Raw genomic sequence first — 24,360 nt, 5'->3', positions numbered from 1 at the left:
TATATATAGTGATTTTACAGCAATATCAAGCTTGAGCAACATTTATCCTCTTTCCATTCCATAGAAGTTTCCCTGAATCTTTATCGAAGATCAGTATTCTGTTGTTCAATGGTATCAGCTTAACCATTTCACCTATCCTGCGTTCCTGTAGAGATGAGGTGGCCCTTACTATTCTTGTATTTGAATTTCTTAGGATATAGTATTCAAGGCGCCTTCTTCCTAGTGGCTGTATGGCTTCAAGTTCAGCAGTGAACCCTTCATTTCCTTCTCCAATATCCTCCGGTCTTATACCAACTATGACATCCACAACGTTTTCTGGGAAATCCTGCCCCACATCCAGCTGAAACTCATTGATCTTGAGTATCTTATCCTGGTTTTCATGGGTGATCACACCATCTATGAAATTGATAGGAGGATCACCAACAAAGCCAGCTATGAACGTATTGGCTGGAGAATCATAAACATCCATTGGGCTACCAACCTGTATGAGATGTCCTCTGTTAATAACGGCTACTCTGTCGGCAAGAGTCATTGCCTCTATCTGGTCATGCGTCACATAGATGGTTGTTATGCCTAGCTGTTCATGAAGTTTCTTCAGTTCTACCCTCATCGTACCGCGTAACTTGGCATCAAGGTTAGACAGCGGTTCGTCCATGAGAAATACGGCTGGCCTTCTGATAATCGCCCTTCCCAGAGCGACCCTTTGCCTCTGCCCACCTGATATCTGTCCAGGTTTCATGTTCAGAATACCCTCAATATCCAGAAGTTTCGCAACTTCCCTGACTCGTTCGTCTATCTCCTGTTTACTAATCTTCTGTATCTTGAGGGGGAATGCTATATTGTCATAAACGGTCATAAATGGATACAGGGCATAATTCTGGAAAACCATAGCCATATCACGATCTTTTGGCGGAAAATCGGTTATCTCGTATTCGTCAAGAAATATGTGGCCAGAATCTACCTTCTCAAGACCGGCTATTATCCTCAACAGAGTGGTTTTACCAGAACCACTTGGCCCGAGAATGACAAAGAATTCTCCATTGTTTATCGTCAAATTAATATCAAAGAGACCGGCATCTGGACCATTAGGTGAACTCTTTCCAAAATCTCTGGTTATATGCTCGAGCCGTACTACGGTCATGATGATACTGTAGTCTTTACATATAATTTAAACTTTTGTACTTTATGCCTCTATCAGTGGTAATATGCGTCAGGTAATGTCTGCAGGTCATCTCTGATCGCTCGTCAGGGGATACATATCAGCTGTAGTTAGCCACTTTGAGCCCCATATCTTGAGATCATTCAGTACGGTACGCAGATCCATCCCTTTCTGTGTCAGGGAATACATAACGCGGAACGGTTGGGTGGAGATGATCCTCCTCTCTATTATCCCTTTTTGCTGCAGTCTCTTTAGCGTAGTTGAAAGCGTCTTAGGGCTCATATTCTCTGCCTTTCTCAGAATGTCGTTGAAACCAAGACTTTCTTCCGACAGGAATCTTATAACCAGCAGATCGTTTTCGTTTCCGACTTCCCTTATGGCCTCCACTATGGGGCACGTCTCTCCCTTATTCAATTCGTCCACCTTTATTAACTCAAGTACAGTTACTATAGATGGAGTTATTTAAAATATATAAATATTTATTCTATATCAACTTAAGAAAAAATAGTAGGTGAAAAAATGGAAGTACTGAAAATATGGACAGCGGATTTAGCGCATTCTAACGTAGAGTTTGTGGTTCGGCATATGATGATATCTAGGGTAAGAGGAAGCTTCAAGAAATACGATATAACATACAATGGGGATCCGGACAAGCTTGAAGCTGGCAGAGCGACAGCCAAGATAGATGTGGCAAGCGTATTTACTGGCGATAACGGCAGGGATGAAGATCTCAGGTCATCTAACTTTTTCGAGGTATCAAAGTATCCCTTTATTACATTTGAATCCACAAAGATTGAGAAGATCTCTGATGAGAGCTATAAGGTTCACGGGAATTTGACAATAAAGGGCGTGACAAAGGAAGTTGCCTTCGATGGAGAACTCGGGGGCATTCTGAAGGATCCATACGGCAATCAGAGATTTGGTTTCTCAGCGACAGCTTCAATAAACCGCAGAGAATTTGGCCTTACATGGAACATGGTGCTCGATAACGGTGGCGTCATGGTTGGGGATACAGTCAAGATAGAAATTGCTCTGGAAATGGTAGAAGTGAATCAGAAATGATCTCAAAAATTCCTGAATACCTCTTTGAGGGTTCGGTGACATACGATGGTGCTGGTGTAAAACTAAGAAGAATGTTTGGATCTCAGAGAACGGCACAAATAACGGATCCATTTCTTCTTATGGATATATTCGGTTCAGAAAGGAGGGAGGACTATGATAATGGATTTCCATGGCATCCACATAGAGGTATTGAAACCATAACATACCAGATGGCAGGAAAGACATTACACGAAGACAGCGAAGGTCATAAGGGTGTCATAGGACCAGGAGAATTCCAGTGGATGACTGCAGGAAGCGGGATATTCCACGAAGAAATGCCAAAACCCATATATTACGGTGAGGAGGCAAGATACGCTACCAGAGATAATTCAAACAAGGGCATACAGCTCTGGCTTAATTTGCCATCATCCTCAAAGATGATAGATCCATCTTATCGTTCCATAAAGCCTGATCAGATACCTCATATAACGGATGATTATGGAAACAGGATAAGGATCGTGGCAGGCAACGTCAATGGAGTTAATGGAGCATTGAACGAGAATTTTCAATACGATATGGTAAAAAAGATAGATCCATATTATATTGAAATAATTATGGAAGCTGGTGCCAAATCCGATCTCTCAATTCCAGAAGGATACCGCGGCATCCTGGCAATTATTGACGGTAATATAAGGATCAATACTTCACAGTTCAGTGAAAAAAATGTAGTGGTGCTTTCAAGAGAAGGTTCAAATGTTAGCCTTGAGGCACTGGCCGATTCCAGGATAATATTGCTTGCTGGGAGACCACTAAATGAACCTATAGCCTGGTATGGACCTATCGTGATGAACACAAGAGAAGAAATAATAAACGCCCTCAAAGAGCTTCAGGAAGGAAATTTCGTAAAGAATAAAAATCCAATGATGCAGTAACTGGATACATTATGATTCAAGGATATTTATTTTCAGTAGTGCACTGATACTTTGCCTTGATATGCGTGCCGCTAGGAATCAGACAATATCTTCTCAAGAAAAGTCCATTCTATTATCATCTTCACATATTTAAAAAACAATTGGCCTCGGCATAATTTAAAATAGAATTTCTTCTATTTATGATAATGCTTCTACGCCATATCATTGCCCTGCGGAATAGACTGCCTGCCTTGGATCCATACGTTCATTATCAACGTATCTAGTTTTATGTCTTCCATGCGAGCGGTTTTCCCACCTACCGAATAAACTCTCTCATTGTCCTTTATGAAGAAGGTATGTTTGAATCCAGGAACAAGATCGATTCCCGTTATGTTACCCTCTATTTTCACTGGTCCGGTGGCACTGTATCCGCTAACCTCTGCTGAGATGTTGTAAGACCTCTTTAGAAACGAGTTTATTGCTTCACAGCTCAGCCAGGCGGTTGAAAATTTCATATCCCGTCTCACAGGAAAGTCGTGAAATGTATCTGAAGGGCCCCATATAGTATGATAGTAATAGTAATTCAGTATGTGGATCAGCTCGTTTTCATCAAAATAAAGTGCATATCCCTCGGAATCCTCAGTGCTTTCAACATTTATTATCCCGTGCTTTCTATCCGCTATCATCACCTGCGATGCAGCTCCCCTCCTTATTCTAATGACAATATCATCCGGCAGCGTTCTTAGGAAGTCGATTTCAGCATCGGGAAAGGCGACAATGACAACGGTCACCCCTTTCTTCGCAGCCTCGATAAAATATTTCTTAAGGTATCTCAGATTCTCATAATTAAGTGAAGCTATTATTTCATTCTCAGCCTCTGAGATAACATCCTTCATCTTTTCTCTTATTTGAAAATTATTTTTTATCATCCAGAGATAGGGATTGTTCTCCTTGAATTTTTTCTGCTGTTCTATATAACTTTCAATCCTCTTTTTGTAATCCCTTATTTCTATGAGCTTTCGATCTATGAAATTATCGATGGGTACAGCCCTGTAAACCTTCTTTTTTCCGGGGCTGACTTCTACAGCACCCTTTGATTCTAGGCTTTCGAATATATCATATACTCTGGGTTGTGGCACCTTAGATAATTTCGCAGTCTCCGTTGCGCTGTTAGGGCCATATATCAGCAAAGTCTTGTAAACCTTTATCTCATATGGAGTCAGACCAAGTTTTGACAGATATGAAAATGCATCTTCCTCTTCATCCATAAATGCATATTATATCTACAAATTAATATTTTTTTATTCACCAAGTATCATTTTTGCAGCTTTGATTGGTACGACACAGATCATCCTCGTATCTTCCTCTGCGTCCATACCATGTTCCACGTTCGGCGGTATGAAAATGAAATCATCAGCCTTTGCGATGTACGTAGAGTCGCCGAGGGTCACTCTCACCTTTCCAGAAATGATGTATATCTCATGCTCGTAATCATGATGGTGATGAGGCGTGGATTTACCCTTCTCCACAGTTATCAGTCTCATGGAATAATTCTCAGCGCCATCCCTGTGCGTGATCAGCCATCTTATTGATGCACCGCCATCCATAAGTTGCCCTTCAACATCGGTTGAATGGTGCACAAAACCAGAACTCTTTATAGCTTTCTCCATATAATATGATCAAGCATCATTATATATAGATTGTCCAGCACAATCATAAATTAAGGCTATATATACGTTGAATATGGTAACACGTGGATAGAATAACTGTCGAAAACCCCGGCCAGAGATACATATCAAACTTCATCATTTACGATGCTCTCGGAGAGCCAGAAATAGACATCAACAAATGGAGGCTTTGCATTGATGGCCTTGTCAGATCGAAAAAATGCTACAGCTTTGATGAACTTGAAAAGATGCCGCATATAAAATATACTGCTGATTTCAACTGTGTCACGAAGTGGTCCATAAAGGACGTAGTCTGGGAGGGCCCTTCACTTTCACACCTGATTATGGACAGTATACCTGATCAGAAGGCAAAATGGGTTATGTTCTGGTCAGCTGATGGATATTCAACACCAGTCCCTATTGAATACGCCCTCTCCGAAAGATCTCTGATAGCCATAAGGATGAACGGTTCCTATTTAAAAAAGGAAAATGGCTATCCGGCGAGGCCATTCATTCCGGATCTCTATGGTTGGAAAAGCGCCAAATGGCTCACTTTGATAGAATTGATAGAAGACTACAGAGATGGATACTGGGAGCAGTATGGATATCATGAGGTTGGAAGGGTAGAAGCTGAGGAAAGGTTCAAAGGATTCTCATGGAAAAGCATAAGACGGAATTCAAGGAGATCTGAATGATCTTTCTTCTCCAAATTTTAGGAGATAGATGGAGATTAAAATTGCCAGTGCCATCATAACAGCCGAGATCAGAAATATCAGGTGAATGCTTTTCGTTTCGTCGTACATTATATTTCCGGCTATTGGCCCAGCTGAAAGCGCTAGGCTGTTTGCTATGGTGTAATATGATGTCCTCCTCACTCTGTTCTCTCCTGACGATCTGCTCACGGTCATATTGAATGATATCAGTGAATAAATAGAAAAAGGTAAAGATAGAAATATAACGACAAGTATTATCAATGTCTGCGTTCGGATGAAATACAGGACGGCAAAGAGAGTTGATAGGAATAGAAGCGTTATTGCCATAGAAGATGCATATCCTGTGCGCGTGGCCATGATCTTCCCAATTCTCTGAGACCCTATATAAACTATCCCACTTGCTATCAGGACAACCGTGTAGAATGTTGATCCTATATCGAGATAAGGCCTTCCAAGCAGATAGAGTGCGATGTATGGCTGGGAAAAATAATAGGCGAACCCGATTACTGATAGAAGTGCTATTATGAGAAGGAACTCAATTTCGGTGGAATTTTTAGATGCAGTCTTGTAAACATCCCTGACTTTTGCCCCAGGGATATTTCTCATGATGTTTATTGAAAGGGCAGAGAATACGAAGGACACAAGAAATATGATGAAATAGTCGGTCTTATAGCCATTGACAAGGAGGAATACCGATATCGCAATAAGATAGCCAACTATGCCGAAACCCTTCATGACCATATTCCTCGTTGAAAAATAAGTATCCCTTTTACTTTCGCCTATCATGCCTGGTATCCAGAGCATCCATGTCGTTCCAGAAAGGGAGGAAAAAAAGCTCCTCATTATTAGCAACCCCAGAAGCATATAGAGAAAGTACTGTGTGTGAATGAAGATGAGAATGGCTATGAAGAGCCATGGAATTCTATCAAGGAATGTAGTGAAGATCGTCACAGTTTTCAGGTCATCTATCTTTTTTAGAATTCTATAGGCAGCTATCTGAGAGAACGGAACCGATATAACGGGAAGCCCAGTTATGAAACCAACTGGTGCTGATGAACCAAGCATCAGTATGGCCAAAGGTACAATATAAGGAGAGGTGATTGAGCTGTATATGGACCACAAGGCTCCGTCTCCGATAGATAGATCCATAACCCTCTGCTCAGCGCTTCCATAGCCTAGAAGGTAGCGGCGGAGGAAGTGCCCTCTCTTAATATGTACTACCATCACCGATGGTATCATGGGCAGAATATAAAACATTATGAGATCATTGATCATTATTATATTCCAGTAAGTGGTATATTCTGAGATGATCAGCACAGCTGTCAAAGGATCTGATCCTTTCTTCAGGGTACTTGAGATTGATGCATCAGGTATAAAAGCAAAGACTCTCTACGTCGAGGGTACATTCAACTGCAACGGAGAAGGGAGCATCGTATTGGATCAGAATGCGGGAAGGGCGAACAGAATTGAGGGAATAATTCCGGGCAGATACGAATTCAGAATCGCGATAGATCAGTATCGCTACTTTAGATGCGCTGGGGCAAAATCCGGCAAGTTTCATATATCTATATGGTTGAATTCGGCATACCATAATCCTGAGTTTTCACAGTTCGCCTCCATATTGGATGGAAGGATAATGGACATCAGGGTTGCTGTACCGCGATCTGCGGTCTCGATCGATATTCTCACCGAATCCAGCATCAAGAAGATATTCGCAAGGCGATCATCGCAGGACACATTTGATGTGGTGGAATTTGTCATGGCTGGCGTTGCGGGTTACGCCTTTGTGATAGATGGAGTAAGATATCCAGAAGAGGGGTTTTTCCATGCCTCTTCAAGAGTGAACTCTGATGGAAGGACAAAGATAATGTACCACATATTCCCAGATCGCTTCTACCGATCAGGGCAAGAGGTTCCGGGGCTATCCAGGTGGGGAACCAGGCCTTCCAGAGATTCATTCTTCGGCGGTAATCTGGAAGGTATCAGGGAGAAGATACCTTATATTAGCGATCTCGGCGTGGATCACATATATCTGAATCCGATTTTCAAGAGCAGATCGAATCACAGGTACGATGTAGATGATTATTATGCAGTTGACGATCTTCTCGGTGGAGAGGCCGATCTGAAGAATCTTGTTCAGGACTCGCACGCTAACGGTATAAGGATAATACTGGACATGGTGTTCAATCATACATCCACAAATTTTCCAGCATTTAGGGATGTCCTTAAAAATGGGAAAAGCTCACGTTATTACAACTGGTATATATTTCACAGGGATAGCTTCGAAGCATTCAATGGAAGGGGAAAGAATGGAAAGTTCCCAGCATATGAGACCTTCATGGGCTATGGGGGAATGCCGAAACTTAACCACAGGAACCCAGAAGTAAGGCGTTACTGTCTCGACGTTATGAAACATTACATATATGAATTCGGCGTAGACGGGTTTCGCTATGATGTTGCTCATTCAATATATAGCGAATTTTTCAGGGAAACGATGCAGGAGATTGGAAAGGATAAGATTCATGTATGTGAGGCCTGGTGCCTGCCAACCTACTTCCTTAATGGAGACTCATGGATAAGCTACACCAACTACTTTCTGGGAGGAAGCATCATAGATTTCATAATGGAAAAGATCACTCTGGACGAGTTCTATGATAGAATTCAGCGTATGATTCTGGTGAATGGACTCGACAAACAGCAGATAATGATGAATGTTCTTGATTCTCACGATACTCCGAGGATTCTAAGGATACTTCACGGTGATAAAAGTAAGGTGAAGCTTGCATATACCATACTCTATCTATTTGATGGCATAGCAACCATATATTACGGTGACGAGGTTGGTCTAGATGGAGGCAAGGATCCGGATGACAGAAGATGTTTCCCATGGGATTCGATCGATGAGGACATGCATGACTTCTTCGTGAATCTTGGACAGATAAGGAAGCGCTTCAATCTTGGTTCGGCCGGCGTGATAGCGATATCTGAAGATGAGGTTTCATTTAAGATAACAAAGATTAAGGCAGAACATTCCGTATCCATCCACATAGCCAGAGACGACAGAATGAAATTTCCAGATGATGCGCTGTTGAAGGTGAAGCGCAACGTTCAGAAGACATCGCCCTGGGACTTCTATCTGGTCAGCAGCAAATGAGGAATGATATACTTATGTGATGGACATTATGACAGAAATATTCGAAAAGATTTAATAATCCTACCTTTATTGGCCACGATGAGGTAACCAATTGGAAACCATATCTGTGATAGGGGCAGGTACAATAGGGTCAGCAATATCAGTCTCCTTAGCCAAAGCGGGTTATCATGTTATAGCGACTAGGAGGAGGCCGGATCTGAATAAGGCGCTCGTTGGCTACGGCATAGAGGTTACATCGGACAATATTTACGCAGTGCGATCATCTGAGATATCCATACTGACGCTCAAGCCCGCTGATCTCATCGCTGAGGTCAGAAAATTATCGAAGTTCCTCAGTGGAAAGATAGTCATCTCAATGGCTGCCGCGGTGCCCATAAGGGTCATAAGCGGACTGCTTCCTGATTCCTTCATAGTCAGATCGATGACAAACATAGCCGCTGAGGTGAACGCAGGTTATACTCCATTCTGCACAGCGGAAACAGATGAGGAAAAGATCTCTCTGGTGAGACGTGTACTCGGCGTATTTGGAGAGACAGATCAGGTAGACGAAAAGTACATGGACGCTTTGACTGCGCTTAGTGGCAGCGGTCCGGCATACATCCTCACAATAATAGAGGCCATGATGTACGGCGGTCTCAAGGTTGGCCTGCCGAGAAGCATAGCCCTGAAAGCCTCATATCAGACCGTCATGGGTTCTGCCAAGCTCCTGGCAGTGAGCGGAGACCATCCTTCGGCTATAAAGGAGAAGGTCATAACGCCCGGTGGCGTAACGATAGATGGTATATACGAACTTGAGAATGGTAAGATCAGAACCTCAATAATGAAGGCGATAGAATCGTCCACGATGAAGGCCAGAAAGATATCAAAGGATCTCTTCCCAGAAGAGGCAGAAAAATGATATCTGATCGATATCGATTCATATTTATGGATTTTTATATGATGTTTATGATTAATCTACATCCACTTCAAGAAAACCTCCATTTTCCCTTACATTGTAGACTTTAAGTCCGAGTTTGTCCATAGGTGCATTAGGTGCAACGAATGGAGGCTCAATCATCTTTCCACTGTTTAGGTCGAATCTGGCGTTGTGGCATGGACATTTCACTGTCATAGTATCCTCTTCAAATATCCCGAGTATGCACTTTGCGTGGGTGCAGACTGCGTTGAGGCCATGCAGGCCGTCTTTACCCCTTGCTATGAACACGATATTCCCGTCAACGTTGACAGCCATATGGCCGCCCGCGTTATCAAGAGCTTTGACTGAAACAGTCTTTTTCCAGACCATGCTGGTTAATCGTCACCCCATAGAAAAATTTTGATATTGATTATCTGGTAATATCAATTCAAGAATAGAGTTGAAATGCATAATATATTAGAAACAAATTTTATTTTCCCCACAATCATCAGCCTTTCATGGAATATTCATCGGTATCAACAAGAAAAATGAACGTCTGGTCGGTTTATCCTGGCGCCCTCGTTGGATGGATAATGGACGCATTCAACCTGAGCATGATGTTTCTGCTTGTTCCAGTACTTGCAGATCTTTTCTTCCCGGCGGATTACGGTCTCGCAATAGTGGGAACATGGAGCATATACACCACAACCTTCGTCTTCAGGCCAGTGGGTGGTTTCATCTTCGGAAGGCTTGGAGACAGAATAGGCAGGAAGAACACGATGTTCATTACGCTTCTTGGTCTTGGACTCATTACGTTTGCAACTGGTTTTCTTCCAGTATACGCTTCTATAGGCGTAGCAGCGCCCATCCTGCTCTTCCTATTCCGTGCCATAACCGGTATCTTTGCTGGCGGAGAATATGGCAACGGATCCTCTATAATCATGGAATCGGTGAATGCAGGCAGAAGAGGCATATGGGGTGCAGCAGTACAGAGCGGTTATCCTATTGGATATACGCTGGCAGCTTCAATATTCCTCTATCTGCATTATGTCTTTCCTGGATCGGCGTTCTCAGTGATTGGATGGAGATGGATGTTCTGGATAGGTTTGATACCGGCAGTCATAGGCCTTATCATAAGGATAAGGATGCCGGAGTCCGCGCTCTGGGAGGAAACCATCAGGAAGAAAAGAGAAGGGAAGAGGACGTCTATTAACCCCATGGCGGCATACAACATAATTCTGGGCGCTCTCGCAATGACGGGCATAGCATGGGTCTACGGCCTAACCCTCGGGTTTTTCCCAACTATACTGTCCGTGCATGCGTTCATAAAGTTCCCACACTTCCTGTACGTTGTTATAACCGCCATACTCGTATCGCTCATCGGATACATGATATCTGGATATGCCAGCGATATGATAGGAAGAAGGCTCACCATGATGATTTTTGCGGCTCTCGGCATAGTGCTGTCGATACCGCTGACATACATGATCATGAACCATTATCTTGGATTCATAGGCGCGCTCGTCTTTGCAAGCACAATCGCGTTTGTTACAACGGGCGTATACGGGGTAATACCATCCTATCTATCGGAGAAGTTTCCAACAGAGATAAGGAGCACAGGAACTGGCATCGGATTCAATGGAGGATTCATACTGGGGAATTGGAGTACGGTCTTTCTTCTTCTGATCGTCACTTTTACCTCCAGGGATTTCTATGTCTGGTGGGGCATATTCATCATCATAGGAGAAATCTTCATACTGATGTCCGCAGCGCTCTCTAAAGAAACAAGGGGAACGGATCTTTCAAATATAAAATTATAAATTTTTGTATTTTTCACACATATTGATCCTCATTGGCGATCATCGCAGCAATTTCTTCAGTTTTTATTCCGCTCCTTATAGCCCACACATAGAAAATGGCGCTTACGATTGCCACAACTATGAGATCCAGTGGAAACTTAATGACTGCTATACCGCCGTATTCACCAAGGTATGAAAGCACTGTAAGAACTACTATGAATACAGGAACCCAGAGTCCCGCTTTGATATTTGTACTGTTGAAACTCTGATCTATGGCATGCAGAGCAGCAAGAACAGCGTAAAGAACCAGGCCGGCAAATATACCAATGGCCAGATAGAGCGTTGTGGGCCAGCCTGTCCAGTACACAGCTTCCGTGGCGAGCACGAACGCTATAGGTGCCATAACAGAAGCGGCTGGCAGCCTGAACGGTCTCTTGAGCTCAGGAGCCTGCTTTCTGAAGTTCATCAGTGCGGCTCCACCAACTATGTATGTAAATACCGTTGCACCGCTTATGAAGCCAACCATCTTGTACCAGCTTGGAAATGGCAAGAAGAACAGAAAACCGACGAGGAGTGTGGTTATGAGCGGAATCAGCGGTATCCTGTTCCTCTCCTCTATCTTAGCGAATGTCTTTGGAAGATGCCCATTGACGGCCATGCCGTAAAGAGTTCTTGCGGATGTTCCCATGTAAACATTCAGCGTTCCGGATGGGGCAATGTATGCACTTGCGTACAGCGTGTATGTCAGCCATACGAGTCCTGCGGAGAGTGCCACGGTAGCAAATGGCGCATTCATTAGATCGTAGGCATATGGATAGGCCGTGGCGGCATTGCTAGCTGTAGCTAGTTTTGAAAGCTGAGACCACTGGCCGGGTATGAGGCCAACCTTCGACCAGTCTATCCCGCCGACGAAGACTACCTGCAGCAGGGAATATATGGCCATGCCTATCAGAACCGATCCTATGGTGGCTATTGGTATGGATCTCTGCGGGTTTTTTGCCTCTCCGCCATAGTCGATGGCCTGCCTGAACCCAAAATACGAGAAGACTATTCCGGTACTTGATATTGCTCCGAATACAGGCGCCCATCCGTAGGGCATAAAGCCATTGCTTGGAATTATCTCTGAGGGGTTGAAGTGTACGAATATAAGCACGAGTATGGTCAATACCGGTATTATCACCTTGACCCAGGTCAGGCCTTGGTTGGTTTTACCCATTATATGTACGCCTGCGTAATTTAGGAAGAAGAAGGCGATCATGAGAATCATTGCTATAAGCGTCCCAACGCCTGTCATTATGCCGTTGGCAATTAGTGCAGGCTTGGTAACATAACTGGCTGCGTATGTGACAACAGCCTCCGCTTCTATGGCTGGAACTGACACTGCGCTGAGGAAGTAAGCCCATCCGAATAGAAATCCAGCGAAACTTCCATGGGACAGATGACCATACCTTACGATCGCTCCGGACCTTGGTATCATTGAACCTAGTTCAGCGTATACAAGTGCTATGAATATCACGATTATACCACCAAGTACCCAGGCCAATATAGACGCTGGCCCTGAGAGTATAGAGGCAGCATAGGCCGCGAACAACCATCCTGAACCTATTATTCCGCCGACGCTCAGCATCAGCAGATCCCATGTGGATAGGGCTTTTCTCAATTTTCTATCCTCATTTTCCACATAGGATATATTTGTATCCTGAATTGGGCCACTTTGTTCTCCCATACAATGAATATGATTTTATCAATATATAAAATTTCGCGTTAATTGCTAATTCATACAACTGTTCAGATATAGAAATATGCCATTTATATTAGTATGTTTCTGCTGTAAATAATATGAAATATATTAAAAATTTTAGTTATAAAAATAGCAAATATAGAGAAATTCATAATATCGCCTAGAGCCTGTAGAATTTTGCATTCTCAGGCATGACAAATCGACAGTTTTTGAAGAAGTTAAATATGTTCGTAGTCATTGCATCAGCTCTTCTCCTTCAATTCACCGTTGCCTTCATGGTTGCGTCATTACTTTCAAAACCTTTCAGAGGAAGAGGGATATTCTCTGCCATATTCCTGATACCTTTTGGTGTCGCAACAATAGTTACAGGCGTCCTATTTCACGATATTCATAATATCCGTGTATCTCGTACCGATAACTTTCAGAGGCGGAGTGCCATCAGTCCTTGTATTTAATGGATTGATAATAGAATCCAAATTTTCTGCTGCCGATTTTGGTCTTGTCAGTCCAGACTATATAATATCACTGATCGCAGTATTTTCACTTGCCGGCTATGCGGTCTTCAGAAAACCAAACACAAGGATCGCAGACACGTGGAATAGTGGAAGAGAAATTACAAGTGAATATACGTCATTCGCCTATGCCAACAACATACGCCTCATGTTAAGGCGCATACTCAGAACAAGGACGGGGGCAGATAATCATACCGTATCTGTAATAGATGTCTTCTGGCTTGCAATGAATCTTATCGCAGCTGGATACAGGAAATCGTGCATGGTATTTTCAAGAAAATTCATGAATAGTTCCATTGGATGGTATATGATATACATGATCGTGGCATTCATGGTCACCATAATATTCGCTGTTGCTCTATAGAAAAGTCTGGGTTCGAAAAGATAAGATAAAACTCAGATATCTGGTGATAAGATGTGCGGGGTTCAAAGAAAAAAGCTTATTAATATAGTTTCTGTTTTGTCATATAAGATAAGTTCAAGATGCAGTAAAGCAAGATCTGAAGCTGTTCGGATCGCATACACCAATGTGATGCCTGCGATCTAACTATATAAGATATAGCCCTCGCCAAAGCTAGGCACTTTCCTGCAAGTATACTTGCAGACAACATGTAGAGAAGATTTTATGACGTGAACTTTTTAGGGCATAAATCATGACGATGCATCGGATTATCTGGATCTAATCTGCATTGATCACAACTGATCGTCCATTTACTTTTTTGACTTCTATTGCGACATTTGCAGTGGATAATAATTCCCTGTGGTGCGATATTATTATCACCTGAGGTATCACCGATGCGTCCTTTAGCGTGTATTCGATAATATTGGAAAGACTATTCCTCCTCTCTTCGTCCAGAAATGCGGTAGGCTCGTCAAGTATCAGCAAACTGAGATCCGTATTGAGGAACTGAGCTACGGCAACCCTTATGGCGAAAGCCACAGCTGTCTTCTCGCCACCGCTAAGTGAATCTATGCCCTCTGGCACCCCTCCCCTGTACACGGTTACATTGAAATCCTGATCGATGGATATATCGTCAAAGTCTAGCTCGAAACTTGAGAGATAATCTCTGGTCCTAGAAGTCAGGTAATCTGAGACGTTCTGCCTTATCATTGCTGGAACACCATTTTTTCCAAATGCCTCTCTTATCTTCTTAACATCCTCTATGGCCTTGGCGGTCCTCTTCATCTGATCTATCTGCCTATTCCTGCTGGATATTTTTGCTTCCGTTTCAGTGATTGTTCTGTTCACTGTCTCAATTCTCGATCCGAGGCTGTAGATAGTTTTCTTAGAATCAGCAATTTTCTCATCGAATCGCTTGACCTTTTCCTCGGCCTCCTTCACCCTCAGGGAAAGATCCTCTCTCTTCCTTTCTGCCTCATCCACGCCGGAGGCCCTTGATCTGAGATCCAATATCCTTATCTCAAGTTCATTTTTCTGTTTTTTCAGATCCTCGGCCTTTCTCACCTCAGCTTCCAGATTCTTAGCCTCCTGCTCCAGCTTGCTCAGATTGGACGGCGTATAGGAATTGATGTCCGGGAATTCCCGTTCCACGGATCCCATCCTTTCCTCAATTTCCGCGTTCCTTTCAAGCATATCATCTCTCTCTTTCCTGAGGGAATCAATGTCTCCAATATTCTCAATAATGGCCTTTGCACTTAGCCACTCATTGTCTCTGTTCCTGAGTTCTGCAATATCGATCGATCGGTATTCTTCATCGAGCTGAAGGTATCTCTTGTTTTCTTCCTCTAGATCTTCCATCGCTTTTACATCATCGGCGATCTGTGAATTCAAGTCATCGATCTGCTTCTCAAGTGAGGAGTATTCCCCGATTTTTCCGCCTCCCAAATATTCTTCAAGTCTTCTGAGTCCGTCCATTCGGTCTCCAAGTTTCTTAATTTGATCTTCTATTCCCTCGATCTGATCCTTCTCTTTCCTGAGATCTTCAGCGTAGTGATCGTAGAGATCCTCCGATCTTTTCTCCCCAAGATCTGTTCCGCATACCGGGCATACTTTCTGTCCCTTAAGAAGCTCCATATTTCTGCTTATTTCCTTTATCTTCTGCTTTGAGAGGCTCAATCCGGTCACTAGTGAACTCTTCTTGTTAGAAGCCTCGTCGATCTCCCTTCTCATTTCTTGGTATATGGAATCGAGTTCCATCGCGCTGACAAATGAACGCCCGATTCTGCTGGATATCTCTGTACGGAGATCATCCAACCTCTTTCTGTTTTGCTCCAGATTTTTTTTCTTCTTTTCTAGATCTATCCTGATCGATTCGTATCTGCTATGGGTCTCCCTTAATTTTTCGATCTCCTTCTTTATCTCCTCCAGTCTGGCCTGCTTTTTCTCGTACTCCAGATGATATGGCTCAAGGTCTCTGTATCTGCTGAAATTTTCCTCGTACTTCTTTATCTGATCATCAATACGCTTCATTACCTTTTTATTTTCAATGATCTGCGCCTTGTCTATCCAGTAGGATCTGATCCTGTCTCTGTTCTGGAAGACAGCTGAAGAAACGATGTTTTCATACTTGCCTGTATAGACTGATATCTCATCAAGCATTCTTTCTATTTCTGCAAGTTTCTTCTCGTATTCTTCTGCATTTTGAAGATCGCTTTTCATAGCCTTTATTTTAGTATCAAGCTCTATCAGTTCTTTGTTGAGTTTTGCGTACTCATCGTTTGCAGCATCTCTATCTTTCTGGAGATCCTCAATTATTGCCAGTTCCTCTGCCTTCCTCTTCTCCATGGTCGATATCTCTTCCCTGTATCTTCCAACGTTGGCCTCATCAGATTGATTCTCTGAAATCAGGTAATCAAGGTTAGTAATACTGCCCTCCATCTGGGCGATCACCTGTCTGAGAAGGTCATAGGTTTCCTCCAGCACGTCTATCTCAAGTATCTCATCGAGGAGCTGCTTTCTCTTGGCCGGATCACCAGATATGAGCTCATCCATCTCGCCCTGCTTTGAGAAGACGGAATTGAGGAAGACGTCCTTTCCCCTTATCATTATATTCTTTTCGATGTAATCGTTGGCGTCCTTGACAGATTGAGCAATGGGATATCCATCCACGAGTACAATGGCGTTGCTTTCCGGATTCTTGGATCTTCTGGTTATCGATCTCCTGATGATATAGGTGTGGCCGGCATGCCGGAATTCCATCTCAACCTCAAGATTCTTTGCCCCTTTCCTTATCATATCTTCAATCTTTTTTGTCCTCCTGTCCCCGAAGAGAGCAAACCTGATTGCATCTACAATGCTGGATTTCCCGGCTCCATTATGGCCAACGATCACGTTCACGCCTGTATCGAAGTATATCTCGCTGTCTTCATGCGAGAGGAAATTAGTCAGGCGTATCCTGTCTATTATCAATATAAAGCACCTCTATCTCCTTCATTATACCCTCAAGATCACTACTCTTCGTATGCTTCATTATCTTGATTGCAAGGTCCGCCAGCCTCTCATCCTTAAGATAAGCTGAAAAATAATCCTTGAGATCGGCACTCTCAGTCCTTATTGTTGGTATCGTTGCATCCTTTTTTATTTTCGGTCTTGAAAATATAACGTTGTCAAACTGCGATATCTCCTGCATCACGGTTTCCATCGAGATATCACCATGTATTTCCAAACTGATCATAGGTTTCTTTTCATTTCCATCGTTTTTCATCGAAGATATTGATCTTCTTATATCTTCTATGTAACTTTCGGCATCGCTTTGAACCTTCAGCTGCGGCCTCACGCTCTTTAGCCTTATGCGCGTGAGATCAGCATCCCCGTTACTGATATCAACTATGTTGACGCTCTTACCCTGTTTCCGGAAGCCATTGATCTCATTCTCGCTCTTGATCTCAGTTGATCCTGCGTAGGATATCAGTGGGCCGGCCCTGCGCTCCATGAAGTCGTGGAGATGCCCCATGGCTATATAGGAAGATTTCAGCGGCAGATCGTTCAGCTTTGCCTCGCACTGTTCCGGTACGAAGAAAGGATCTATGGCCTGATGCGACATGATTACGCGATTTTTATACCCCTCTTCTACGCTGTCTGCCTTTCTGTACTCTTCCATGAGCCTGGGCTTCATGTAGCCCTTCATGTTCGATATGCCGCCTATAAGCACATCCTCACCGCTGAATCTTCTAACAGTGTATTCGAACTGATCGCGTCCCATGGCGTGAACGCCAAGAAAATCGAATATGCCAGCTGCAGGTTCTCCATTGCGCCTCGGGCGATCATGGTCTCCGAATATGGAGAAGAACGGTATATTCTTTGCATTCAGCTTCATTATGCCGTTCCTGAACTCCTTGATAGCCCTGTTCCCCGGTATCCAAGTGTCGAAAAGATCGCCGGTATGTATCACAAAATCCACACTGTTTTCCAACGCTATATCTATGGCCTCATGGAACGCGTCGTAGAAGTCCTGCTCCCTCTCCTCAATAACCAGTGATCTGTATCCTATATGCGTATCTGAAAAATGCATGAATCTGGGCATGGATCATCACTCAACGAGTTTTCTCGTCCTCTCGATCAGGGTTGAGGGATCCCTCTGTTTCGCAGCCTCCTCCCTGGCTTTCCTGAGCATCTCGGTTATCTCGACATCCACTCCGCCCTCCTCTGTCTCCCTCTGCCTTATCTTTGCTATTGTCGGCATCTTCACTATCTCCCCAATTATTATGGCTTCACCTATATCAAGGGAAGGGAGATCTTCCATAAGCGAGGCACTCATGTTCTCGCTGCTCTCAAGTATGGCCTTCTGATCAACAGGATTCGTTATCCTCAATATTATCTGCGAGTTGCACTGGCTGAGCACGTCCTGATCTATCTTACCTGGCCTCTGTGTTATTATTGCAAGGAATATACCGAACTTTCGGCCTTCAGCTGCGATCTTCTTTACCAGATCATACAGGAGCCTCGAAGCGCCGTTTCCTCTATTTTTCTCTGGTGGTGCAAAATTGTGGGCCTCCTCAATGAAGAGAAAAACTGGATATTCGAAGGAACCGGTGGTCTTTGCATCGTAAACCTGGCTTATGACCCTATATGCGAAGTAATTGGCCAGGCCCTGATCCAGCCCAGAGAGGTCTATGACGCTCATGCGTGCAGGTGCAAGATATTCGCCTATATCAGTTGTCCTGTTCCCGAATATGCTCTTTATCCTTTTAAGGTACTTTATCCTCGGTGCGATGCGGTGTTCCAGATCTATGCTGTCGCTCTTCTCTATGAATTCATCCACGTCCTTTCTTCCTTTGAGATCCTCCATGATCTTCTTAACCACGTTCGACTGCTGCACATAGTTTTCATGTATGCCCATTATTTCACAGACCTCTTCGTAGTTCAGATCCTGGAATCTTATGGTGAAATCATCGACCTTTCCAAGCCTGTCTGTATACCGGCCCGTACTCATTGGCGTCCGAAATACTTTAATGTTGTCCCTATAGACAGGGTTCTGGCTGTTCTTCATGAGCACGTAGTCTGCATGGGGATCCAGAACAATTATGGATGCACCCTTCTTCAGCAGTTCTTCCATTATCACACCTGCCGTATGGCTCTTTCCTGCGCCGGTTTGTGCTATGATGGCCAGATGCCTCCTCAGTCCGTTTATATTTGCAAATACCCTGACGTCCGGCTGATCCGCCAGATGCCCGAGGAAGAGTGATCTGTCATCATCGAACTTCAGTATGCTCTCGAGAATCTCCTTTTTTGCCTTGTAAACAGGCTGTCCAGGCCTTATGAGGTATCTTGATCTCGCTATCTTTCCGTCCCTGACGCTTCCTATGATCCGCACGATGCATATGTCGACATTCTCGTTCATCCTGTTCTCAGAGTATTTCCTGACGCTGTTGAAATCTATGCGGTCGTTGAGCAGATCGCTCTTCGAAACCAGGTCATCAACCCTCCCAAGTACTATATCCTCATAGGCCCTTATGTATACATACTCCCACTTCTTTATCTGTATCTCCGGATTCACCACGAACGTAAATGATTCGGATCTGTTATCTCCAACGGTGTATCCAATTTCATATTCTGATTCTTGCACGTCTTTCACCTCTGGTTTCGTAAAATGGAATTCCAACCACCCTCTCGAATTCCTTCAGGTATACGTTCTCCACCTCATTTTTCCTGAACTTGACCATGTTGTCTATATCAGATAGCCATAGATTATAGACTTTATAGCCGGTATAACCATATATCATGACCTTGAGCACCTCTTCGAACGGTACAGTGCCACCGATGACCTCGAACCTTATGGGTACATCCTCAACACGGGGGAGCAGATCCGATACCTTGATGTCGAATGCGGCGTTGCCAATGTTCATACGCACATCTATGGGCTTCACGTATCCAGGTTTCTCTGCCATCGATTTTATTATGTAATGATCGAAGTGCCAGCTGTTTCTCTCAGCTTCCGTGACCGTACTCTGATCGACCTCGCTCAGAAGGGTATCCCTGAGTATCCGCGATCTCGTCGATTTCGATACGAACACCAGCGTTGTCTTCTTCGTGGCGGTTTCAAGGAGCTTGCGGAGGACGATGCAGTAATCGTCATCACCGTTGAGTGAGGTCTGGTAATCCTGACACCTAGCAAGCCTTCCCATCAGCGAGCCGTCAACGAATGATATATCCGGTGACTCAGCTTCAACCAGTTTCAACAGCGATCGGTGTTCGGATGATTCCATCATCACTATTGTTTCCTTCTTGACCTCTTCTGGCGTGACAGAGGCTATCGAGGATCTGAAATCGACGTAGACCCTGCCTTGAACCTTTGAATACGCACGGACGAGTATGAAGAAAGGCCCACTATACAGCTCCCTTGAGAATTCACTGCTGTCCGTTGCCGATATCTTAAGGTCCTGCACATCGATAGTCTGTGAAGGAAGATCCTCATAATGGTTTCTGAATGGATCCCTGTAGATGTCTCTCAGAGGAGAATCGTTGGGCATAACCATGGCATCCCTTATCCGGCCCGAATTCTGCCTCAAATATTCCTTATACTGTGAGAAGGAATCAGAATCAAAGCTCATGCGATACAAGTAAACGTAATATCTATTTAACTTTAAGCGAAAATTAACAGCGCGCAAACAATAATTTTAGTATATCATGAATGGATTGAGAGGATATGCAGCGCAAAGTTCTTATCATAGGTCTTGGCGTTATGGGTTCAAGGATAGCCGCGAATCTAGCCGGATCAGGAAAACTGCACGGAGTATACGACAGAACAGTCGAAAAGGCAAGGGATACGGCAGGGCGTCTTAACGTGACATACTATCCAGACGTGGTATCCGCGGTGAAGGATAACGATGTCATAATAACGATGCTTTATGATGACGAATCTGTATCTCAGGTTTATTCTAACGTTATCTCAGTATCAAAGGGCAGGGTATTCGTGGACATGTCGACGATCTCACCTGAAACATCCATTGAAATAGCGAAAAGAATAGAGGATAACGGCGGGAAGATGTATGATGCTCCGGTGATCGGAACATCCATAGCAGTTGAGAGAAAAAATCTCGTTGTACTTGTGGGCGGCGACAGATCTGGATTTGATGAGATCCGTGAAATTTTATCAAGCACCGCAAACAGCATAGTGTATATGGGAGAAAATGGTGCAGGACTCTATGCGAAGCTTGTGAACAATCTGTTTTTAGGTTCCTATATGGCCGCGCTGGCAGAGGCCGTAAGGTTCGGGAAGCGAAGCGGTATACCCGATGACATCATAAGCGACGTGCTCGTTAAATACTCAAGCGCAAGATCTCCAACCTCAGAGTTGAAGGTTCCAAAGATGATATCTGAGGATTATTCTGTTCAATTTTCCGTGAAGAACATGCTTAAGGATCTGGAAATTGTTGGAAAACTGGCGGCCAGGAATACTATACCACTGCCGATGGCCTCGCTCGCTCTTCAGCTCTTTCGCTATCTCGAGATCACCGGTCATGGCGAGGAGGATATAGCGGCGATATACAGAGCGCTGAGGTGAGAGGGTTTGGCATCAGCGTCCGATCCGGGGCACATCGGAGACTTACTGATAAGGAACAGGATCGTCATGTCCCCGATGATATCCAATATGGCCTCCCCCGATGGAAATACGAATGAGGGCCATATATCATACCTTGAGGAAAGGGCCAAGGGCGGTGCAGGTCTCATAATAACGGAATACACCTATGTGGACAGGAGGTCTGGCATAGGTTCAAGAAACCAGATGGGCATGTATGATGAGAGGCAGATACCTAAGTTCTCCAGGTTAACGGAACGAATTCATGCCCATGGATCTAAGATCTTTGTGCAGCTTGTCCATGCAGGTGCAAAGGCCATAGGTTCCATAAATGAATACAAGCTTGCACCCTCAAAGACGCAGTTTGATCCGGCTGCGCGTGAAATGGATCTATCCGATATAGAAGGCGTTATCTCCGCATATGAGAAGGCCGCAGTCATAGCAGAAAGATCAGGATTCGACGGCATAGAGATCCACGGTGCCCATGGATACCTGGTTGACGAGTTTCTATCACCTTGGTGGAACAGAAGAAAGGACAGATACGGCGGATCTTTCGAAAACCGGATAAGATTTGCGCAGGAGGTCATAGACGCAGTCAGAACTCAGGTCAGTATTCCCGTGGGCATCAGGATAAGCCTCTATGAGGATGAAGAAGACGGCTATGGGCCAGATTACGGCGCTAAGATTGCAGAGTCCCTGAAGAACGTAGACTACGTGCACATATCTGCCGGCAACAACGATCCGCCCGGATCATCCGCATCATTCTATTCACCCCATACGCATATCCTTAAGAAGATCCGCCATAGAACTGCGAAGACGCTCATGGTTGCTGGTTCCATAACCTCGGAAGAGGATATAGAGCATGTACTTTCCATCGCTGATTTTGCCTCAATCGGAAGGGGGCTGCTCGCTGATCCGTATCTCCCGTTCAAGGTTTTGAGCGGCTCTGGCGGCATAAGGCCGTGCATAAGGTGCAATCAGGGATGCAGAAATCTGGCCTATGGAGAGGTCCGTTGTACAGTGAATCCATACTTCGTGGTGCCAAGGCCCGTCAAAAGATATAGAGGAGACATCGCAATAGTTGGGGCTGGCGTTAAAGGCCTTGAAGCCTCTCTCTATGCAGCAAAGTCCGGGCTAAGGGTCACGCTGTATGAAAAGGAAGACCGTATAGGCGGTCAGATAAATGAGATATTCGATGAGAGCAAAAGACATGAGTTTGGAAGGCTCATCAATTACTATGCGGATGCTCTTAGGAGATATGGTGTAGAAATAAGAACTGGAGAAAAATACAGTGGTCGAGGTTTGTACTGTCTCCCTGACGTAAAATATCCTGATATTGAAGAAAAGGACGAGATCTGGATAGATTCAAACGTGTACAAGTATCATGACCTTGCATTGAAGTATGCAAGACACAGCAAAGTATACATTTCCAGATACAGCCTGAATGGCCTCGACAGGGCAAGAAGGAAAGGCTACCTAGAACTTGCGGAAAAATACGGCATCACGGTTGTAGATTCGTCTGATCATTATGATATAAGCCTTCATGATCGCAATCAGTACGATATATACAGGGCGATGCTTTCTGGAATAGAGGCATTCAACAATCATATTTCTGCGTTTGAAAACGAATATCTATGATCGATTGCACGCCATACATCCATCTGGGACCGGAATATGCAACAGAAAATGAGATCATAAATATGGATGATATGTCTCATAAGGACTGACGTCCTTGTATATTAACCAGAATTACTGCGGTGAGCTACTCCTAAGCTAAAGCATCGGATCTTCCTTTCATTGAAGGGACATCTGCCTTTCCGGACATCCAGACAAGCCCTGTATCGTGATATCTCCAGGCGTGTATTAGGATCTCAGTGTTTTTACTCAAGTATTCTGCCACTTGATTATCGTGGGGATACAAAAATATGGGAAGACAATTTATGAATATTTTTATTGAGTGAAGTCCGTGTATCTAATGTCCGAAGAGAGCTTTACTGCTTCCCCCAACCCCTACTTTCCTATAACCACATTCTCAATAAGCAAGATATCTGGCGGTGTGTTGTGCACGAAGAATGATTTTGGAACCAAGGTTTGCTCCAAGATGCTTGCGACAGGCAAAAAATAGATCAGATCATATCTTCTGAAATAATATCCTCATCATTTCTCCCTTTATCTCGAACGTTTTCCTGAAGCCATCCAGGTTTATCGCCTGAACCTCGTCCATGGTCAGTGCATGTTTGCCGGCAGCCTTGTGAAAGCTCCTTAGATTTGGTCTGTAGTATTCGTATACAGCCACGACGCCCTTTTCATTTGCGTATTTTGCCATGTTCCTTAGGCCGTCCTCCCTGCATTTCCAGTGATGGAACGATATCGACGTGAAAATGAAGTCGTATTTCCTGTCGAACGGTATCGATCTGCTGCTTCCCAGCTGCAGGTTTACCCTCCCATCAAATCTGGAGAGCTTCTTCTTTGCAATGCTTATCATGTAAGGCGAAGGGTCGATGCAGTCTATGCTGATGTTTGGATAATTGGAAGCTATGAAATAATCGGCTGATCCAGTTCCACAGCCAACATCAAGAATAGTGGATGGATTATATTTACCTATATCTTCCACGATGAGCATGTACAGGTCGCGGAGGAAATGGTTCGATATTATACCATAGAAATGGGAAGATAAAAACCCGAATCTCTCTTCGCCTTCCTTGTAAAGATCCATGCATATCCATATCAAAACCTATGCATAAGCTTTTTACCGGTTCTTTTATATGGTTATTGCCAGACTTGGCCGG

At 44.0% G+C, this 24,360-nt stretch carries 22 protein-coding genes; 10 read left to right on the top strand and 12 right to left on the bottom strand.

The window, feature by feature from the left end:
- Positions 1-25: 25 nt before the first annotated feature.
- Both Q0C15_RS06360 and Q0C15_RS06355 read right to left on the bottom strand, forming a co-directional pair.
- Positions 26-1,141: an ABC transporter ATP-binding protein gene (locus Q0C15_RS06360; protein ID WP_110640146.1), complete on the bottom strand. Its 1,116-nt coding sequence runs from the start codon at positions 1,139-1,141 to the stop codon at positions 26-28.
- 87 nt (positions 1,142-1,228) lie between these two features.
- Positions 1,229-1,582 carry a winged helix-turn-helix transcriptional regulator gene (locus Q0C15_RS06355; RefSeq protein WP_367181986.1) on the bottom strand — a complete coding sequence of 118 codons (354 nt, stop codon included), beginning with the start codon at positions 1,580-1,582 and terminating at the stop codon, positions 1,229-1,231.
- A gap of 96 nt (positions 1,583-1,678) precedes the next feature.
- Here Q0C15_RS06355 and Q0C15_RS06350 point away from each other — a divergent pair, with 96 nt between their 5' ends.
- Together Q0C15_RS06350 and Q0C15_RS06345 are read left to right on the top strand one after the other, a co-directional pair.
- Positions 1,679-2,221 (top strand): YceI family protein, encoded by a 543-nt coding sequence (locus Q0C15_RS06350; RefSeq protein ID WP_297217451.1) that lies wholly within the window; start codon positions 1,679-1,681, stop codon positions 2,219-2,221.
- Positions 2,218-3,132, top strand: coding sequence for a pirin family protein (locus tag Q0C15_RS06345; protein WP_297217449.1), 915 nt, complete (start codon positions 2,218-2,220; stop codon positions 3,130-3,132). Before Q0C15_RS06350 ends, Q0C15_RS06345 begins: the two co-directional genes overlap by 4 nt.
- Positions 3,133-3,323: 191 nt before the next feature.
- Here Q0C15_RS06345 and Q0C15_RS06340 read toward each other — a convergent pair whose 3' ends face one another.
- Positions 3,324-4,379 (bottom strand): TrmB family transcriptional regulator, encoded by a 1,056-nt coding sequence (locus Q0C15_RS06340; RefSeq protein ID WP_297217447.1) that lies wholly within the window; start codon positions 4,377-4,379, stop codon positions 3,324-3,326.
- 33 nt (positions 4,380-4,412) lie between these two features.
- Positions 4,413-4,781, bottom strand: coding sequence for a cupin domain-containing protein (locus Q0C15_RS06335; RefSeq protein WP_297217445.1), 369 nt, complete (start codon positions 4,779-4,781; stop codon positions 4,413-4,415).
- Between the two features lie 83 nt (positions 4,782-4,864).
- Between Q0C15_RS06335 and Q0C15_RS06330 the strand changes: the two genes are divergently transcribed.
- Positions 4,865-5,473 (top strand): sulfite oxidase-like oxidoreductase, encoded by a 609-nt coding sequence (locus Q0C15_RS06330; RefSeq protein ID WP_297217443.1) that lies wholly within the window; start codon positions 4,865-4,867, stop codon positions 5,471-5,473.
- Here Q0C15_RS06330 and Q0C15_RS06325 read toward each other — a convergent pair.
- The gene (locus tag Q0C15_RS06325) at positions 5,456-6,715 is read right to left on the bottom strand and encodes an MFS transporter (protein WP_297217442.1); all 1,260 of its coding nucleotides are present in this window, start codon (positions 6,713-6,715) and stop codon (positions 5,456-5,458) included. The two genes, Q0C15_RS06330 and Q0C15_RS06325, sit on opposite strands and share 18 nt — an antisense overlap.
- Positions 6,716-6,797: 82 nt before the next feature.
- Between Q0C15_RS06325 and Q0C15_RS06320 the strand changes: the two genes are divergently transcribed.
- Positions 6,798-8,645, top strand: a complete 1,848-nt coding sequence (locus Q0C15_RS06320) for a glycoside hydrolase family 13 protein (protein WP_297217441.1) — start codon at positions 6,798-6,800, stop codon at positions 8,643-8,645.
- A gap of 91 nt (positions 8,646-8,736) precedes the next feature.
- Positions 8,737-9,543 carry a pyrroline-5-carboxylate reductase gene (proC, locus tag Q0C15_RS06315; protein WP_297217440.1) on the top strand — a complete coding sequence of 269 codons (807 nt, stop codon included), beginning with the start codon at positions 8,737-8,739 and terminating at the stop codon, positions 9,541-9,543.
- Positions 9,544-9,594: 51 nt separating this feature from the next.
- Here proC and sdx read toward each other — a convergent pair whose 3' ends face one another.
- On the bottom strand, positions 9,595-9,930 hold the full coding sequence (gene sdx, locus Q0C15_RS06310) for a sulredoxin (protein ID WP_110640154.1): 336 nt from the start codon (positions 9,928-9,930) through the stop codon (positions 9,595-9,597).
- Positions 9,931-10,058: 128 nt separating this feature from the next.
- Between sdx and Q0C15_RS06305 the strand changes: the two genes are divergently transcribed.
- Positions 10,059-11,360: an MFS transporter gene (locus tag Q0C15_RS06305; RefSeq protein WP_297217439.1), complete on the top strand. Its 1,302-nt coding sequence runs from the start codon at positions 10,059-10,061 to the stop codon at positions 11,358-11,360.
- Positions 11,361-11,373: 13 nt separating this feature from the next.
- Here the strand turns inward: Q0C15_RS06305 and Q0C15_RS06300 are convergent, their stop codons facing one another.
- A complete protein-coding gene (locus Q0C15_RS06300) occupies positions 11,374-13,065 on the bottom strand; it encodes an APC family permease (protein WP_297217437.1) in 1,692 nt (563 codons plus the stop codon).
- Between the two features lie 447 nt (positions 13,066-13,512).
- On the opposite strand from Q0C15_RS06300, the gene Q0C15_RS06295 reads away from it, so the two are divergent.
- Positions 13,513-13,956: a hypothetical protein gene (locus Q0C15_RS06295; protein WP_297217435.1), complete on the top strand. Its 444-nt coding sequence runs from the start codon at positions 13,513-13,515 to the stop codon at positions 13,954-13,956.
- A 315-nt stretch (positions 13,957-14,271) separates the two neighbouring features.
- On the opposite strand, the gene Q0C15_RS06290 is transcribed toward Q0C15_RS06295, so the two are convergent.
- Genes Q0C15_RS06290 through Q0C15_RS06275 form a run of 4 tightly spaced genes read right to left on the bottom strand, consistent with a single transcriptional unit; the run spans position 14,272 to position 20,603 of the window.
- A complete protein-coding gene (locus tag Q0C15_RS06290; RefSeq protein ID WP_297217433.1) occupies positions 14,272-16,962 on the bottom strand; it encodes a DNA double-strand break repair ATPase Rad50 in 2,691 nt (896 codons plus the stop codon).
- Positions 16,934-18,076 carry an exonuclease SbcCD subunit D gene (locus tag Q0C15_RS06285; protein ID WP_297217431.1) on the bottom strand — a complete coding sequence of 381 codons (1,143 nt, stop codon included), beginning with the start codon at positions 18,074-18,076 and terminating at the stop codon, positions 16,934-16,936. The genes Q0C15_RS06290 and Q0C15_RS06285 overlap by 29 nt, the downstream gene beginning before the upstream one ends.
- A gap of 6 nt (positions 18,077-18,082) precedes the next feature.
- Positions 18,083-19,618: an ATP-binding protein gene (locus Q0C15_RS06280; RefSeq protein ID WP_297217429.1), complete on the bottom strand. Its 1,536-nt coding sequence runs from the start codon at positions 19,616-19,618 to the stop codon at positions 18,083-18,085.
- On the bottom strand, positions 19,599-20,603 hold the full coding sequence (locus Q0C15_RS06275; protein ID WP_297217427.1) for a DNA double-strand break repair nuclease NurA: 1,005 nt from the start codon (positions 20,601-20,603) through the stop codon (positions 19,599-19,601). The genes Q0C15_RS06280 and Q0C15_RS06275 overlap by 20 nt, the downstream gene beginning before the upstream one ends.
- A 95-nt stretch (positions 20,604-20,698) precedes the next feature.
- Between Q0C15_RS06275 and Q0C15_RS06270 the strand changes: the two genes are divergently transcribed.
- The 3 genes from Q0C15_RS06270 (at position 20,699) to Q0C15_RS06260 (ending at position 23,696) form a co-directional block, all read left to right on the top strand.
- On the top strand, positions 20,699-21,556 hold the full coding sequence (locus Q0C15_RS06270) for an NAD(P)-dependent oxidoreductase (protein ID WP_297217425.1): 858 nt from the start codon (positions 20,699-20,701) through the stop codon (positions 21,554-21,556).
- A 6-nt stretch (positions 21,557-21,562) separates the two neighbouring features.
- Positions 21,563-23,209, top strand: a complete 1,647-nt coding sequence (locus tag Q0C15_RS06265; protein WP_297217423.1) for an NAD(P)-binding protein — start codon at positions 21,563-21,565, stop codon at positions 23,207-23,209.
- Between the two features lie 337 nt (positions 23,210-23,546).
- Positions 23,547-23,696: a hypothetical protein gene (locus Q0C15_RS06260; RefSeq protein WP_297217421.1), complete on the top strand. Its 150-nt coding sequence runs from the start codon at positions 23,547-23,549 to the stop codon at positions 23,694-23,696.
- A gap of 6 nt (positions 23,697-23,702) precedes the next feature.
- Here Q0C15_RS06260 and Q0C15_RS06255 read toward each other — a convergent pair whose 3' ends face one another.
- A complete protein-coding gene (locus tag Q0C15_RS06255) occupies positions 23,703-24,287 on the bottom strand; it encodes a class I SAM-dependent methyltransferase (protein WP_297217419.1) in 585 nt (194 codons plus the stop codon).
- Positions 24,288-24,360: the final 73 nt, after the last annotated feature.

Origin of the sequence: Thermoplasma sp., from assembly GCF_023256435.1 — an archaeon.
Lineage (GTDB): Archaea > Thermoplasmatota > Thermoplasmata > Thermoplasmatales > Thermoplasmataceae > Thermoplasma.
This window is presented reverse-complemented; position numbering and strand designations above follow the sequence as displayed.